Origin of the sequence: Propionicimonas sp., assembly GCF_047606205.1 — a bacterium.
Taxonomy (GTDB): Bacteria; Actinomycetota; Actinomycetes; order Propionibacteriales; family Propionibacteriaceae; genus Propionicimonas.
The window spans coordinates 1-14,326 of sequence record NZ_JASGES010000201.1 but is presented as its reverse complement, the minus strand read 5'-3'; the positions used below and the strand labels follow the sequence as shown (position 1 = coordinate 14,326).

Below are 14,326 nucleotides of genomic sequence, written 5' to 3'. Positions count from 1 at the left end.
TGGCCTTTCCGGACCTAAATGTCCCATGCCTTGGGAGATCGGTTCGACTTCTTGAAGTGCACGCCGTCCAGAAGGGTGGTGGTACCGTACTTTGAGCCGAGTTGATACGCCGCCGACACAAACCCGGGGAACTCGCGGCCACCTCGACGGTGTGCCGCAGCCTTCGCGCCGCGTCCAGGAAGTCCCGGTACTCCGCGAAGCCGTTGGTCACGGCATCATTCTGACGGCGAAGTCGACTGCTAGCGTGCCTGCCACTCCCGTGCCCCCGCAAGTGTCCGGCGTTCGGAACAGGTGATGCCCCCGGAAAGCCTGGTACCCCAAGACGTGGTGTGAGCTGTTCCAGGTACACCGCTTCTCCCCGCTGGAGCAGTCGTTCCCGGTCGTGGTGGAACAGCAACAGCGCCTTCCGACCATCCTCACCTCGCCGTGGGCACAGCCGGACACCCGGTTTCATGCGAGGCTGGTGCCATGGCCCGTGTGCTGCATCCACCTGCGGAGCGATTCGATCCGGTCACCGCCCGCTGGCTGACTCCGGGCGGCCCGCTCCAGGACCCGCAACGTGACGATGTCGACCCCGGTCACCGGGAGCCCGTCACCCTCCTCGGCCCGATCCCCAGGGAGTTGGCGGACGCCGCACCGCCGGACCACCGCGACGCCGGTCACCGGCACGCCCGGCGCCGCCGCTGGCTCGTGCTCGCCTTCTTCGCCTTTGCCGTCATCGCCCTCCTGATGGGCACCTTCCCCGCCTCCTGAAGGCGGCGGCCACGGCTCAGCCGCCCGAGCGCCGCACCATCTCCTCCGCGATCCAGCGTGCCGTCTCCCTGCTGCAGGCTCCCGGCTCGCTGAAGCTCACCGCGAAGACGCCGGTGATCTCGGTCAGTTGTGGGACGCCCTGTAGCGCGAGGATCTCGTCCGCCTCGGCGGCGTACTCGTCCGCCGGCCCTCCGGCTGCGATCAGCCCGACCGGGTCGGCCTCGGCGAGGATCCGGATCATCTCTTCGCGGGTGACGGCCATGGAGATGAGCCTAGACCGCCACCGCGTTGTGCGGAGGCCGGCGGCTTCGCTGGAGGCGTCGCGGCGAAAACCCGGCCACGACGCCTCCAGCGATCACGATCAAGCCGGCTGCCCCCTCCAAACGTGTCGGCGTGATCCGTGCTCCCGGGAGGTTGGCGGACCCACCCGGGAGGAGCCATGTCGAAATCTAGGCGAGCAGGACACCCGCTAGTCAGACCCCATTCGGGTGACCACACCGACACCCGAGCGGTCAGTGCAGCGTCCGATCGAACAGCTCGTGGAGCTCGGCGAAGGCCCACTCGAAGGCCTCCTCGTTCCAGGCGGGCGTGTCAGACATCGTGTAGCCGTGAGCCGCCCCCGGAACGATCACATTGGTCGCCTCCAGCCCCGCGGCATCGAGCGCGCCGCCGAGCGTCTCCACCTGCTCCGGGGTCATCGACCGGTCGTTGTCGGCGTGCCCGAACAGGAAGGCCGCCCTGGCCGAGCCCAGACCGAGGTGCGGCGAATCGTCCTCGGTGGTCACCAGCCCGCCGGTGTGCAGTGCCGCGCACGCCGCGACCTCCTCGGGGTACCGACTGGCCGTGCGGACGGCCAGCCGACCGCCCATGCAGAACCCGACGACACCGATCGGGCCGTCCGCGACCTGCGAAAGGCCCTCGAGTGCCGCGACATACGCGTCGATGTCCGCCTCGACCCGATCGGTCGTCAGCCGGCCCATCCGCGGCGCGATCGCCTGCCAGTCGGGCGGCCCGTCCGGCCTGAGCTCCTCGACGGTGCCGTCGCGGTGGAACACGTTCGGCGCGAGCACGACATAGCCCCACCCGGCGACACGCTGCGCGAGCTCCTCGATCCGCGGGCGCAGCCCGAAGGCGTCCATGAACATCAGCACACCGGGCCCGCTGCCCGCTCCTGGAGTCGCGACGATCGCCTCGGCGGTGCCGTCGGAGAGTTCGAGATTCAGCATGAGCGCATGCTAGACACCGCCACGGGCCTCCGACAGGGCCACAGCGGCCTGTTCGGCAGCCGGCGCCGCCCGTGTCCGGGGGCCGGCTGTCGGGCCCCCTGCGCAGCGGCGCCGGCATCCTCTATCGTGTGCGCCACCGGAACAGACCCCGAACCTCTCCCCCAAGGTGGCCTGATGACGACAGCTCCGCCTCCCCCGGTCCCGGCCGGGCCGCCGGTCCCTGCGCCCTCCCGTCGGGCAGCGCTCGGCCTGGCCGCTGCCGGTGGACTCGCGCTCTCCTCCCTCGGGACGGCCACCGAAGCGCTCGGCGCCGGACCGGCGCGTCCCCTCTCCCCGGTGCTGCCGGCCACGATCTCCGAGCTCGCCAGCGGGCTCGACCTGACCTCGTCCACCGCCTGGCATCTCGCCCGGCGCGTCTCGCCCGCGCCCACCGCGTCCCTCGCCGCTCAGATCGCCAGGACGGGTACGAAGGCGTGGATCGACAAGCAACTGGCCTGGCAGAAGATCAGCGACACCAAGGCCGACGGCATCGTGAAGAAGTATCTGAGCTACGCCACCATGACCGGTCACGAGGCCTACGTCGCGTCGAAGAAGCAGGCGTGGAAGGCCGGCAAGGCGATGAGCGTCACCCGGACCATCCGGCAGGTGTTCACCCGCCGCCACCTGTACGAGTCGATGGTCGACACGATGGCCGACCAGCTGTACATCTCGGCGGACGGTAAGGCCAGCGAGTTCGTCGCCTGGTTCGACTGGGCCGTACTGCGCAAGTACGCGCTGGGCAGCTACTCGAAGATGCTCTACGCGGCCGTCCGGCATCCCGCCCTGCTGCTCTACCTCGACAACCAGGTGAACTCCGCCGACAGCCCCAACGAGAACCTCGGCCGCGAGCTCCTCGAGTTGCACACCGTCGGCGTCGGGCACTACGACGAGGAGGATGTCCGCCAGTCGGCGCTCATGCTCACCGGGCACGGCATCGACTGGACGAAGCGGAGCTACCGCTACCACCCCGCTGACCACCACGTCGGGAAGATCTCGGTGATGGGGTTCACCCACCCCAACGCGACCGCCGCCGACGGACCCGCCGCGCTGAAGGCGTACCTGTCCTACCTCGCCCACCACGAGGGCACCGCGCGGCGGATCGCCGAGCGACTCGCCGTCCGGTACGTCTCCGACACCCCGTCCGACGGCCTGCTGTCCCACCTCGCCGCGGTGTACCTCGCGAACGACACCTCGCTGGCCGCCGTCATGCGCGCCCTGCTGCGCAGCGACGAGTTCGCCGACTCCGTCGGCGCGAAATGGCGCCGCCCGCAGGAGACCATGGCGACCATGGTGAAGTTGCGCCGGCCCTCCACCATCCACACCACGACCACCCAGTCGAAGAACGTGTGGGGCATCACCGGCACCGTGCAGTGGCTGCTCTACCTGGAGAACCATCAGCCGCGGATGTGGCCCGTCGTGGACGGCTACCCCGACCAGGCGAGCGCCTGGATGGCCACCCAGGCGCTGCTCGGCCACTGGTACTCGGCGAACGCCCGGATCAACTGGGGCAGCGACTCCGAGTGGCCCTCGAAGTACTCCACCTGGGCCAAGGCGCTCGGGGTCAAGAAGGGCCAGGTGATCACCGACGTCGCGAAGCGGCTGACCACCGACCTCACCGGCTACCGGTGGACGCAAGCCCACCTCGACATCGTCGCCGGCCGGCTCAAGGGAACCGGGACCGGCACCACACTCAGCTCCGACCAGGTGAGGAACAACCTCGGACCCGCGCTGCACTTCATCTTCGCCTCCCCCTACTTCATGCTCCGCTGAGAGGACGACCGATGGCACCGACAGACCTGGATCGGTCGCTGCGCCGCGGCGAGGCGCTGCTGCACGAGGACCTGATCACGCCGCTGCACCACCACGACGAGTCGCAGAACCGGCTGCTCGCCACCGTCGACGGCGGGACCCGCGTGGTCACGCCGCGGCAGGCCAACGACCTCGTCGCCGCCCTGCGCCCGAACCGGCGGGTGGACGACCCGGCCGTCGAGCACGCCCCCACCGGCCCGCGGCTGGGCCGGCGCGGTCTCTTCCGCGGCTCGCTGATCGGGCTCGGCGGACTGCTCGCCGCGTCCGCGGCACCGCGCTACTCCTTCGCCGCAGGCACCGGCGGCGACCTGCTCGTCTGCGTGTTCCTGCGCGGCGGTTTCGACGGGTTGGCCGCGCTGGGGCTGCCGAACGACAGCTACTACGGCAAGCTGCGCGGCACGACCCGGGTGACCACAGGTCTCGCGCTGAGCTCCGACTACGTGCTGAACCCCAACTTCTCCGCGCTCAACGGCATCTGGGCCGACGGCCAGCTCGCCGTCGTCCTCGGATCGGGCCACCCCGGCGTCCAGCGGTCCCACTTCGAGGATCAGGACCTGTGCGAGAGGGCGGCGAAGGCGAATGTCCGCTCGGGGTGGATCGGACGCCACATCGCCTCCTCCTCGTCGGAGTCCGGGACCTTCCGCGGCATCACCATCGGGGACCGGGTGGTGCTCTCGCTGACCACCAACGCCTACCAGTCGATCGCGATGTCGAGCGTCGACTCCTTCACCCTCGAATCCGCCTGGAACGACGGAGACCGGCTCGTCGCCGACCTCGGAGCGATCTACGGCGACGCGGGCGGTGTCCTCGCCACCCAGGCACAGGCCACCCTGACCGCGGTGACGAGCCTCGGCACCGTCCGCTCGCAGACGTATGTCCCGGCCCACGGCGCCAGCTATCCCGACACCGCCTGGGGCAAGGGGCTGAAGGACATCGCCAGACTCGCGAAGGCCGACCTCGGCATGGAGGTGGCCTGCATCGACTACGGCGGCTGGGACATGCACCAGAACCTCGGCCGGCCGGGAGACGCCGACGGCCAGTTCTCCACCCTGGCACGGGACTTCTCCAAGGGCCTGGCCGCCTTCCGGACGGATCTCGGCAGCCGGTGGAACTCGGTCACGGTGGTCACGATGAGCGAGTTCGGGCGGCGTGCGGAGGTGAACGGGGACGGCGGCAGCGACCACGGCCACGGCAACCTGATGTTCCTGATGGGAGGCTCGATCAAGGGCGGCACGGTGTACGGGTCGATGCCGACCAGCCTGAGCCCCGACAACCTCACCGACGGCGACGTCCCGATCACCACCGACTACCGGCAGGCCCTCTCCGAGATCGTCAGCAAGCGGCTCGGCAACAGCAACCTGGACCAGGTCTTCCCTGGCTTCACCCCCGGCAGAGCGCTCGGTGTGGCCTGAGGTTCACGCGGCACCCTCGTTGTAGGCGCGCAGCCGCCAGTACTCCTCGCCGGGCTCCAGCACCGTCCAGTGGCAGTTGGACATCCCGCGGAAGAGCCGTGCGTGCGAGTACTCCAGACCCATCAGCGCCAGGGCGCCCACGCGCAGGGACAGTCCGTGACCCACGGCGAGCACCACCTCGCCGTCGGCCGCCGCCTCGGCGTGGTCCAGCACGGCCAGCGCGACCCTCCGGCCGGCTTCGGTGGCCGACTCGCCCTCGGGCGACCTGCGGAAGTCGCGCCCCTCCTGAAGGGCGGGCCAGAAGTCCTGATCGATGCGGCCCACCTCCTCCATGGTCAGCCCCGACCACGACCCGACATCCACCTCCCGCAGGCGCGGGTCGGTGCCGACCCCGAGCCCGCAGCGCTCCGCCACGATCCGCGCGGTCTCGTCCGCCCGGCTCAGGTCGGACGCGAAGACCCGCGCGATCCCCATTCCGGCGAGGCGCTGTGCGGCAGCCGCGGCCTGCGCACGGCCGAGGTCGTTGAGCGGCACGTCGGCGTGGCCCTGGAACCGTCCGCCGTCGTTCCAGTCGGTCACGCCGTGCCGCAGCAGGACGACTCGGGCGGCCGTCATTCGGCGGCGGACTCGTCGAGCGGGCCGAGATCGAGGCGCGGACAGTCCTTCCAGAGCCGCTCCAGCGCATACAGGGCCCGCTCCTCGGCATGCTGGACGTGCACCACGGCGTCCAGGAAGTCCAGCAGTACCCACCGGTTCTCCCGGTCGCCCTCCCGGCGCACCGCCTTGACGCCCTCCTTCAGCAGGGCCTCCTCGACCGCGTCCACGACGGCACCGACCTGGCGCTCGTTGCCCGCGGTCACGATCAGGAAGACGTCGGTGATCGCGAGCCGGTCGGAGACGTCGAACGCCACCGGGTCCTTGGCGAGCTTGCCCACGGCGGCCCTGGCCGCGGTCCGGGCGATCTCAAGGGCGTGTTCGGTGGCGGTCACGAGTCTCCTCTCACGCGGTACAACCCGCGCTTGGCGATGTACTGGACGATGCCGTCCGGCACCAGGTACCACAGGGGCAGGCCCTGGGCGACCCGATCACGGCAGGCCGTGGACGAGATCGACAGGGCCGGCACCTCGAGCAGAGTCACCTTGTCCTCGGGGAGATGCCTGATGTCGCTCTCCCCCAGCGGGACACCTGGGCGGGACACCCCGACGAACTGGGCGAGGTCGAACAGCTCGTCCACGCCTTTCCAGGTGAGGATCTTGCTCAGCGCGTCGGCGCCGGTGATGAAGAACAGGTCCATCGGCCCGGGGCGGACCTTGCGGATGTCCCTGAGCGTATCGACGGTGTAGGTGGGGCCGGGACGCTCGATGTCCACCCGGCTGACCGAGAACCGGGGGTTCGACGCGGTCGCGATCGTCGTCATCAGGTATCGGTCCTCGGCCTGCGACACGTGCTTGCCCGCCTTCTGCCACGGCTCACCGGTCGGGACGAACACCACCTCGTCGAGCGCGAACCGGGCCTGCACCTCGCTGGCCGCCACCAGGTGGCCGTGGTGGATCGGGTCGAACGTGCCGCCCATCACGCCGAGGCGGAGCCGCCGGGAGCCGCTGCGGTCCCAGGCGATCGGGGTCTCGCTCATTTGGCGTGCGGCCGTCCCTTGCCGATCTGGCGGACGTAGCCGAGGCCGGTCAGCAAGATGCCGAAGGCGACCACCCCGACAACCACCGGCACCGTGACGTCGTAGACCGCGGCCTCAAGGAGCGTCTGCATGCCGCGGATCCTACACGGGCCCGGCTTTTCCCGGTCACCCTCCGGCCAACCCTGGTCTGCGCCCCGCACGCTGCCGACGCTCGTCCGCGCCGGCGAGATCCCCCGTGGCGTGTGCGCTTTCGGCGATCCGGACTTCAGCCGCGGGTCTGACCGTCGCCGTCCAGGATGTACTTCGTCGAGGTCATCTCCGGCAGGGCCATCGGGCCGCGGGCGTGCAGCTTCTGGGTGGAGATGCCGATCTCCGCGCCGAAGCCGAACTCGCCGCCGTCCACGAAGCGCGACGAGGCGTTCACGAGCACCGCGGCCGCATCGATCTCCGCGGTGAACCGGTCCGCGGAGCGCCGGTCGGAGGTGACGATCGTCTCCGAATGCCCCGTGCTGTGGACGCGGATGTGCGCGACCGCTTCGTCCAGCGAGGCGACCACGAGGGCGGCCAGGTCGAGCGAGAGGTACTCCTCGTCGAACTCGTCAGGACCCGCGGCGACCACCTCGGGCGAGTACGCGCGCACCTCGGCGGTGCCGTGGACGGTGACGCCGGCCTCGGCGAGCGCAGCCAGTGCCCTGGGCAGGAAGGTGGGCGCGATGTCGGCGTGGACGATCAGGGTCTCCAGCGCATTGCACACGCTCGGCCGCTGCACCTTCGCGTTGAGCATGATCGCCAGCGCCATGTCGACGTCGGCGGACGCGTCCACGAACAGGTGGCAGTTGCCGGTGCCGGTCTCGATCACCGGCACGGTGGAGGCGTCCACGACCGCGTTGATCAGCCCGGCACCGCCACGCGGGATCAGCACGTCGACCAGCCCGCGGGCGGCCATCATCTCCCCGGTGACGCTCCGGTCGCCCTCGACGAGCTGCACCGCGTCCCGGGGCAGTCCGGACGCGGCCAGGCCGTCGCGGAGCGCGGCCACGATCGCTCGGTTGGAGGCCAGGGCGGAGGAGGATCCGCGCAGCAGCGCGGCGTTGCCCGACTTCAGGCAGATGCCCGCCGCGTCGGCGGTCACGTTCGGACGCGCCTCGTAGATGATGCCGACCACGCCGAGCGGGACGCGTACCTGGCGCACCCGGACCCCGTTCGGGTTGGTCCAGCCGCGCACGACGTCGCCCACCGGGTCGGGCAGTCCGGCCAGCGACCGCAGGCCCGCGACCATCCCGTCGATCCGCGCCGGGGTGAGCGCGAGCCGATCCACCATCCACTCCTGGGTGCCGGCCGAGCGGGCGGCGGCGACGTCCTCGGCATTGGCGGCCAGCACCGGCCCCGACGCCGCGGCGAGGGCGTCGGCCATCGCGTGCAGCGCGGCGTCCTTCGGGGCACGAGCCAGCACGGCGAGGACGCGGGCGGCGACCGTGGCCGAGGCGGCCTGTTCGGCGAAGGTCATGGGGGCAAGGATACGGGCGGCCCACCGCCCAGGCCCTCACTGTCCGGTCAGCTCCGCTTCACCGGTGAGCTCCGCGGCGACCTCGACGGTCTCGACGGGGCGGGCGAAGAAGGCCCGCAGGCCCGCGCGCCGGAGCAGGTACCAGGTGAGGTTGAAGGCGATCATCAGCACCAGCAGGAAGGAGGAGATCTTCGAGGACGCCTCGTCCAGCAGCACGGCCCAGCTGAGCCACAGCAGCTGGTTCAGCAGGCCGAGCCCGAGGAAGACCGGGGACACCCCGGTCACCGACGGTGAGCGCACCACCTCGATGATCTGGCCGGCGTTGGCGAGGATCGCCGGCACCAGCGACGCCACCCCGAACGCGGTGCTGCCCAGGCCCAGGTCGACCGCCACCAGGACCACGACGGCGAGCAGGCTCGGCAGCACGACCGGCAGCAGGCGCCGGCCGAGGTCTCTGGTGAACAGCACCAGCACGATCGAGGTCGTGACCAGGCCGCCGAAGTTCGTGACGATCATGTTGGGCTGGCCGATCTTGATCCCATGGAGCGCCCAGATCAGGTTGAGCACGAGGATCGCCTGCCACCCGAACAGCGACAGCCCCGCCGTGCTTCGGGTGCGAGCGAGCCGGATCAGCTGCGGAAGCCCCAGCACCGTGCCGACCAGGGCCGCCATCCAGCCGAGGAGCTCCACCGGGGTCACGAGCCACGCTTCTTCCTGGCCCGGACGGCCATGTCGTCGCGGTGGACGACTTCGCGGTCGAAGCCGGCGCCGCGCTCCGCGACGAGATCGCGGGTGCTGCGTCCGATGATGCCGGGAAGGTCGGCGGAGTCGTAGCCGACCAGGCCGCGGGCGACCACGGCGCCCGTCTCGCTGACCAGCCGGACGGGATCGCCGGCCCGGAACGAGCCGCGCACCTCGACGATGCCGGCGGGCAGCAGCGAGGCCTTGCGTTCGGTGACCGCCCGCACCGCGCCTGCGTCCAGCACGAGCTCGCCCTGGGAGACCGACGCATAGGCCAGCCACATCAGCTTGCGGGCGCGACGCTTGCCGGTCGCCAGGAACAGCGTCCCCACCGGTGCGCCCTCCAGGGCGTCCGACACCCGTTCGGCCGCCGCCAGGACCACGGGGATGCCGGACGCTGCCGCGATCCGCGCCGCCTGCAGCTTGGTCTCCATGCCTCCGGTGCCCACCTCTGCGCCGCGTCCCGACGTGTCGACGACCAGTTCCTCGATGTCGGGCACGAGCCGGATCGGCCGGGCGTCCGGATGCGACGGGTGCTCGGTGTAGAGCGCGTCCACGTCGCTGAGCAGGACGAGCGCGTCCGCGCCGACCAGATGCGCGACCAGCGCGGCCAGCCGGTCGTTGTCGCCGAAGCGGATCTCGTGGGTGGCGACCGTATCGTTCTCGTTCACGATCGGCACCACGCCGAGTTCGATCAGCCGGGTGAAGGTGCGCAACGCGTTGCGGTAGTGGTCCTGGCGGGTGACGTCCTCGACGGTGAGCAGCACCTGGCCGACAGTGAGGTCGTGCCGGGCGAACAGTGACCCGTACCGCCCCAGCAGCAGCCCCTGGCCCACGGATGCCGCGGCCTGCTTGCTCGCGAGGTCGCGCGGGCGGTGCTTCATCCGCAGCGGACCCATGCCGGAGGCCATGGCGCCGGAGGAGACCAGCACCACATCCTGGCCGCGCCCGCGGGCGGCGGCCAGCGCGTCCACGAGAATCTCCATCCGAGCGATATCGAGCGCGCCGCTCGCGTCGGTGAGCGAGGAGGAGCCGACCTTCACCACCAGCCTGCGGGCGCCCGTGACCTCCGTCCGGGCCGGGGTGGCCGCGGACGCGCCGGCCTCACTCATCGTCGTCGTCCAGCCCTTCCGCGGCCAGGCGCGTGTACTGCTCGGCCTCCCGCTCCGCGGCCTTCGACGCGTGGTACTCGGCGTCCCTGGCCCGCCGGCGCTGGGCGGCGGGACGCTCGGTGGCCAGGCGCTGGTCCTCGCCGCGACGGGAGAGGATCTCCGCGCCGATCTCGATCTGCGGGGCGAAGTCGAACACGACCGGGTTCTCCCCGCCGATCGCCACCGCGTCGCCCGCGAGCGCACCCATGGCCAGCAGCTCCTCCTCGATGCCGAGTCGGGCGAACCGGTCCGCGAGGTAACCGACGGCCTCGGCGTTGTTGAAGTCGGTCTGCTTCACCCAGCGTTCGGGCTTCTCGCCGCGGACCCGCCAGACGAAGCCGCCCTCGCCGTCGCCCTGCCGCGAGATCGCGAACTCCGGGCCGCCCGCAACCGGTTCGGGACGGATCACGATCCGCTTCACCGGCGCGGCCGCCTCACGGCTGCGCCGCTCTGCGACGAGTTCCGCCATCGCGAAAGTGAGCGCCTGCAGGCCCACTCCGGTCTTGGTGGAGACCGGGAAGACCGGCAGGCCGCGGGCCGTGAGGTCGTCGGTCACGATGGCGGCGAGGTCGGCGGCGTCCGGGATGTCGACCTTGTTCAGCGCCACCATCCGCGGGCGGTCCTCCAGGCCGCCGTGGGCGGCGAGCTCGGCCTCGATCACGTCGAGGTCGCTGAGCGGGTCGCGCCCGGGCTCGTAGGTCGCGCAGTCGATCACGTGGACGATGGCCCGGCACCGCTCGATGTGACGCAGGAAGTCGTGGCCCAGCCCCCTGCCCTCGCTCGCACCCTCGATCAGCCCGGGCACGTCGGCGACGGTGAAGGTGGTCGAGCCGGCCACCACCACCCCGAGGTTCGGGACCAGCGTGGTGAACGGGTAGTCGGCGATCTTCGGACGGGCGCGGGAGACGGCGGCGATCAACGAGGACTTGCCCGCGCTGGGGAAACCGACCAGGCCGATGTCGGCGACCACCTTCAGTTCGAGGGTGATCTGCCGCGACTCGCCCTCCTCGCCGAGCAGGGCGAAACCGGGAGCCTTGCGCGCCGCGGACGCGAGCGCCGCGTTGCCGAGCCCGCCGCGCCCGCCGTGGGCGATCACGACCTCGGCGTCCGGGCCGACCAGGTCGGCGAGCACCACCCCGGAGTCGCCGTCGTGGACGACCGTGCCGTCGGGCACGGCGAGGACGACATCCTCACCGTTGGCGCCGTTGGCGAAGTCGCCGCGTCCGGGCTGGCCGTTGGATGCCCTGCGCACCGACTGGCGGTGGAACTCCACGAGCGTCGTCAGGCCGGGATCGACCCGCAGGATGACCGAGCCCCCGTTGCCACCGTTGCCCCCGTCGGGGCCGCCGAGCGGCTTGAACTTCTCCCGCCGGATGGACGCGCAGCCGTGCCCGCCGTTGCCGGCGGCGACGGTGAGCACCGTGCGGTCGATGAAGGAAGGGATGGCCACGACGAACTTTCCGGATCGGACGGGCCGTCGACGGGACGACGGCTCAGGCAGACATCCTATCGGCCCGGTGCCCCTCGCCCCGGAGCCGTTCCGGTCGGCGGGGACGCGCGGGGGACCGCGCCGGAGCTGTCGGCTCAGTCATCGTCGGGAGGAGCCCAGATCGAGTGGTCGGGCGGCGGCGGAGGTTGGTCCGCCGCGCCGGGGGCGGCCGGCTCGGCCGACACGGCGGCGTCCTGCGGCTGCTCCGGCCCCTCTCCCGGCGCGTCCTCTACGACAGGATCGAGGGCTGCGGCCGAACGCCGCCGGACGGCGACGACGAGCAGGGTGGCAGCTGCACCGACCAGGACTCCGCCCACGGCGAAGACGGCCGCAGGTGGTCGGGGGCGCGTGGAGGAGACCACGGTGAGTGGATCCTCGGCGAGCGCCGCGACCGAGCCCACGTAGTGAACGGAGTTGCGCGAGACCACGCCCTGGCTGGCCGCCACCACCTCCCCCGGGACGACCACCGAGAGGTCCAGACCTCCTCCGGCGGTGTCGATCCCGCGGAAGTCGGAGGCGAGCACGGCGTAGTCGCCGATGGTGGTGAAGCTCACCGTGTTCTCCAGCGCGGACAACTGCACGGATCCCTGCACATGACACGAGACCGTGCCGCCGCCCTCGGAGACAGGGATCGCGGTCACGTGCACGGTGCTGTTGTCGACCGGGGTGCAGCTGGCGGGTTCCAGGTCGGTGAACACCAGGTCGACGGTGAGCTCGTCGGCGGAGACCACCTCGACGGTGCCGGAGGTGTCACAGCCGGTGAGCAGGAGCGCCGCCGCGGCGGCCAGCACGGTCAGCGCAGCGCGACCTCGCGTCCGGAGCATGCCGCGATCTTAACCGCGGGGTCCCCGGGCGAGGTCGGCGAACGCAGAGGAAGGCGGCCCGTAGGGGCCGCCTTCCTCAGCTACTGGTGCGGGGTTCGCGCCTACTCGGCGTCCGCGACCGCGATGTTCACCACGCGGCGGCCACGGCGGGTGCCGAACTCGACCTTGCCCGCGCGCAGCGCGAACAGGGTGTCGTCGCCACCACGGCCCACGCCCTCACCGGGGTGGAAGTGGGTGCCGCGCTGGCGGACGATGATCTCGCCGGCGTTGACCTGCTCGCCGCCGAAGCGCTTCACGCCGAGGCGCTGGGAATTGGAGTCGCGACCGTTGCGGGAGGACGATGCGCCCTTCTTGTGTGCCATCTCAGTTGCCTCAGCTCTCGATGCCCGTGACCTTGACCTGCGTGTAGCGCTGGCGGTGGCCCTGGCGCTTCTTGTAGCCGGTCTTGTTCTTGAACTTGATGATTCGGATCTTCGGACCCTTGGTCTCGGCGATCACCTCGGCGGTGACGCGCGCCTTGCCGAGCTTCTTGGCATCCGAGGTGACCTTGTCGCCGTCGACGAGCAGCAGCGGGGTCAGCGAAACGCTGTCACCGGCCAACGCCCTGACCTTGTCGATCTCCACGATGTCGCCCACAGCAACCTTGTGCTGGCGGCCACCACTGCGCACGATCGCGTACACGCCCGACCTACTTCCTTAAGCTCTCTCCGACAAGCAGCCCGCCCACCCCGACGGGATGAGTTGTGTGCTCTGCTGGATGCCCCGGGCGACGCATAGCCTGCCCAGTGAGCACCGAGGGTCAAGACTACGGCCCCTCGGTGGAGGGGGTCAAACCAGCATCGCGTCCGCCGCACCGGATCGGCCGGACGCCACGAGTCCATTCTCCTCTTCGCCGTGCCGGGCTGGGGGGACTCCGTCGCCACCGCCAGGTCCGATTTCCGCTCGTTCGAGTGCTCCTCCCCTGCCATGCTGGTCGGCATGGACTTCGAGCAGCGCTACCGCGCGGTCGCGACGAAGGACGCCCGCTTCGACGGCGCCTTCGTCACGGCCGTCCGCAGCACCGGCATCTACTGCCGTCCGTCCTGCCCCGCGCGGACGCCGAAGCCGGCGAACGTGGAGTTCTTCGCCACCAGCGCGGCCGCGCACGAGTCGGGCTACCGCGCCTGCCGGCGATGCCTGCCGGACGCCGTCCCCGGCTCGCCGGAGTGGAACCTGCGCTCGGACGCCGCGGCGCGGGCGATGCGGCTGATCGCCGACGGCGTCGTCGAACGCGAGGGCGTGCCGGGGCTCGCGGCCCGGCTCGGCTATACGACCCGCCACCTGAACCGCCTGCTCGGCGGCGAACTCGGCGCGGGACCGCTCGCCCTTGCCCGTGCGCACCGCGCCCAGGTGGCCAGAGAACTGCTCGTCTCCACCGACCTGCCGATCGGCGACATCGCGTTCGCATCCGGCTTCGGCAGCATCCGCCAGTTCAACGACACCGTCGCCGAGGTCTACGACCGCACTCCGTCCGCGCTGCGCGCGACCCGTCCGTCCCGCCTCGCCGACCGGCCGGCTTCCCGCCCGGCCATCGGCGGCAACGGATCCGACCGGACGGCCGGTGAGGTGCGGATCCGGCTGGCACTTCCGCTGCGACCTCCATTCGATGCGGACGGGGTGTTCGCCTGGCTGGCGGCCAGGGCGGTGCCGGGCGTCGAGGACGCGGGACCCGACCGCTACGCGCGCACGCTGCTCCTGCCGGG

The 14,326-nt window shown here is 71.2% G+C and carries 17 protein-coding genes; 4 read left to right on the top strand and 13 right to left on the bottom strand.

What is annotated here, in order from left to right; genetic code table 11:
- Nucleotides 1-468 precede the first annotated feature (468 nt).
- Complete coding sequence (locus tag QM633_RS12820) at nucleotides 469-753, top strand: hypothetical protein (protein ID WP_415154151.1); 285 nt, start codon at nucleotides 469-471, stop codon at nucleotides 751-753.
- 16 nt (nucleotides 754-769) lie between these two features.
- On the opposite strand, the gene QM633_RS12815 is transcribed toward QM633_RS12820, so the two are convergent.
- Both QM633_RS12815 and QM633_RS12810 read right to left on the bottom strand, forming a co-directional pair.
- Nucleotides 770-1,015, bottom strand: a complete 246-nt coding sequence (locus tag QM633_RS12815; RefSeq protein ID WP_415154150.1) for a hypothetical protein — start codon at nucleotides 1,013-1,015, stop codon at nucleotides 770-772.
- A gap of 250 nt (nucleotides 1,016-1,265) precedes the next feature.
- Nucleotides 1,266-1,979 carry a dienelactone hydrolase family protein gene (locus tag QM633_RS12810; RefSeq protein WP_415154149.1) on the bottom strand — a complete coding sequence of 238 codons (714 nt, stop codon included), beginning with the start codon at nucleotides 1,977-1,979 and terminating at the stop codon, nucleotides 1,266-1,268.
- A 174-nt stretch (nucleotides 1,980-2,153) separates the two neighbouring features.
- Between QM633_RS12810 and QM633_RS12805 the strand changes: the two genes are divergently transcribed.
- Together QM633_RS12805 and QM633_RS12800 are read left to right on the top strand one after the other, a co-directional pair.
- Nucleotides 2,154-3,788 (top strand): DUF1800 family protein, encoded by a 1,635-nt coding sequence (locus QM633_RS12805; protein WP_415154148.1) that lies wholly within the window; start codon nucleotides 2,154-2,156, stop codon nucleotides 3,786-3,788.
- Between the two features lie 11 nt (nucleotides 3,789-3,799).
- Nucleotides 3,800-5,239 (top strand): DUF1501 domain-containing protein, encoded by a 1,440-nt coding sequence (locus QM633_RS12800; protein WP_415154147.1) that lies wholly within the window; start codon nucleotides 3,800-3,802, stop codon nucleotides 5,237-5,239.
- 3 nt (nucleotides 5,240-5,242) lie between these two features.
- On the opposite strand, the gene QM633_RS12795 is transcribed toward QM633_RS12800, so the two are convergent.
- The 11 genes from QM633_RS12795 to rplU all read right to left on the bottom strand — a co-directional run bounded on the left by QM633_RS12795 (nucleotide 5,243) and on the right by rplU (nucleotide 13,265).
- Nucleotides 5,243-5,854, bottom strand: a complete 612-nt coding sequence (locus QM633_RS12795) for a histidine phosphatase family protein (protein WP_415154146.1) — start codon at nucleotides 5,852-5,854, stop codon at nucleotides 5,243-5,245.
- Nucleotides 5,851-6,228, bottom strand: a complete 378-nt coding sequence (gene rsfS / locus QM633_RS12790; RefSeq protein WP_415154145.1) for a ribosome silencing factor — start codon at nucleotides 6,226-6,228, stop codon at nucleotides 5,851-5,853. Before rsfS ends, QM633_RS12795 begins: the two co-directional genes overlap by 4 nt.
- Nucleotides 6,225-6,872 (bottom strand): nicotinate-nucleotide adenylyltransferase, encoded by a 648-nt coding sequence (gene nadD, locus QM633_RS12785; protein WP_415154144.1) that lies wholly within the window; start codon nucleotides 6,870-6,872, stop codon nucleotides 6,225-6,227. The genes rsfS and nadD overlap by 4 nt, the downstream gene beginning before the upstream one ends.
- Complete coding sequence (locus QM633_RS12780) at nucleotides 6,869-7,003, bottom strand: hypothetical protein (RefSeq protein WP_415154143.1); 135 nt, start codon at nucleotides 7,001-7,003, stop codon at nucleotides 6,869-6,871. The genes nadD and QM633_RS12780 overlap by 4 nt, the downstream gene beginning before the upstream one ends.
- A 134-nt stretch (nucleotides 7,004-7,137) precedes the next feature.
- Entirely contained in the window at nucleotides 7,138-8,379 is a 1,242-nt protein-coding gene (locus QM633_RS12775) for a glutamate-5-semialdehyde dehydrogenase (RefSeq protein WP_415154142.1), read from the bottom strand.
- Between the two features lie 36 nt (nucleotides 8,380-8,415).
- Nucleotides 8,416-9,078, bottom strand: coding sequence for a SemiSWEET family sugar transporter (locus QM633_RS12770; RefSeq protein ID WP_415154141.1), 663 nt, complete (start codon nucleotides 9,076-9,078; stop codon nucleotides 8,416-8,418).
- Nucleotides 9,075-10,232: a glutamate 5-kinase gene (gene proB, locus QM633_RS12765; RefSeq protein ID WP_415154140.1), complete on the bottom strand. Its 1,158-nt coding sequence runs from the start codon at nucleotides 10,230-10,232 to the stop codon at nucleotides 9,075-9,077. Before proB ends, QM633_RS12770 begins: the two co-directional genes overlap by 4 nt.
- Complete coding sequence (obgE, locus tag QM633_RS12760) at nucleotides 10,225-11,721, bottom strand: GTPase ObgE (RefSeq protein WP_415154139.1); 1,497 nt, start codon at nucleotides 11,719-11,721, stop codon at nucleotides 10,225-10,227. Before obgE ends, proB begins: the two co-directional genes overlap by 8 nt.
- 134 nt (nucleotides 11,722-11,855) lie before the next feature.
- Nucleotides 11,856-12,584: a hypothetical protein gene (locus QM633_RS12755; RefSeq protein ID WP_415154138.1), complete on the bottom strand. Its 729-nt coding sequence runs from the start codon at nucleotides 12,582-12,584 to the stop codon at nucleotides 11,856-11,858.
- Between the two features lie 101 nt (nucleotides 12,585-12,685).
- Nucleotides 12,686-12,946 (bottom strand): 50S ribosomal protein L27, encoded by a 261-nt coding sequence (rpmA, locus tag QM633_RS12750; protein ID WP_415154137.1) that lies wholly within the window; start codon nucleotides 12,944-12,946, stop codon nucleotides 12,686-12,688.
- 10 nt (nucleotides 12,947-12,956) lie between these two features.
- Complete coding sequence (rplU, locus tag QM633_RS12745) at nucleotides 12,957-13,265, bottom strand: 50S ribosomal protein L21 (RefSeq protein ID WP_415154136.1); 309 nt, start codon at nucleotides 13,263-13,265, stop codon at nucleotides 12,957-12,959.
- A gap of 213 nt (nucleotides 13,266-13,478) precedes the next feature.
- On the opposite strand from rplU, the gene QM633_RS12740 reads away from it, so the two are divergent.
- The coding region (locus tag QM633_RS12740) for a bifunctional transcriptional activator/DNA repair enzyme AdaA (RefSeq protein ID WP_415154135.1) at nucleotides 13,479-14,326 on the top strand (848 nt) is incomplete at its 3' end.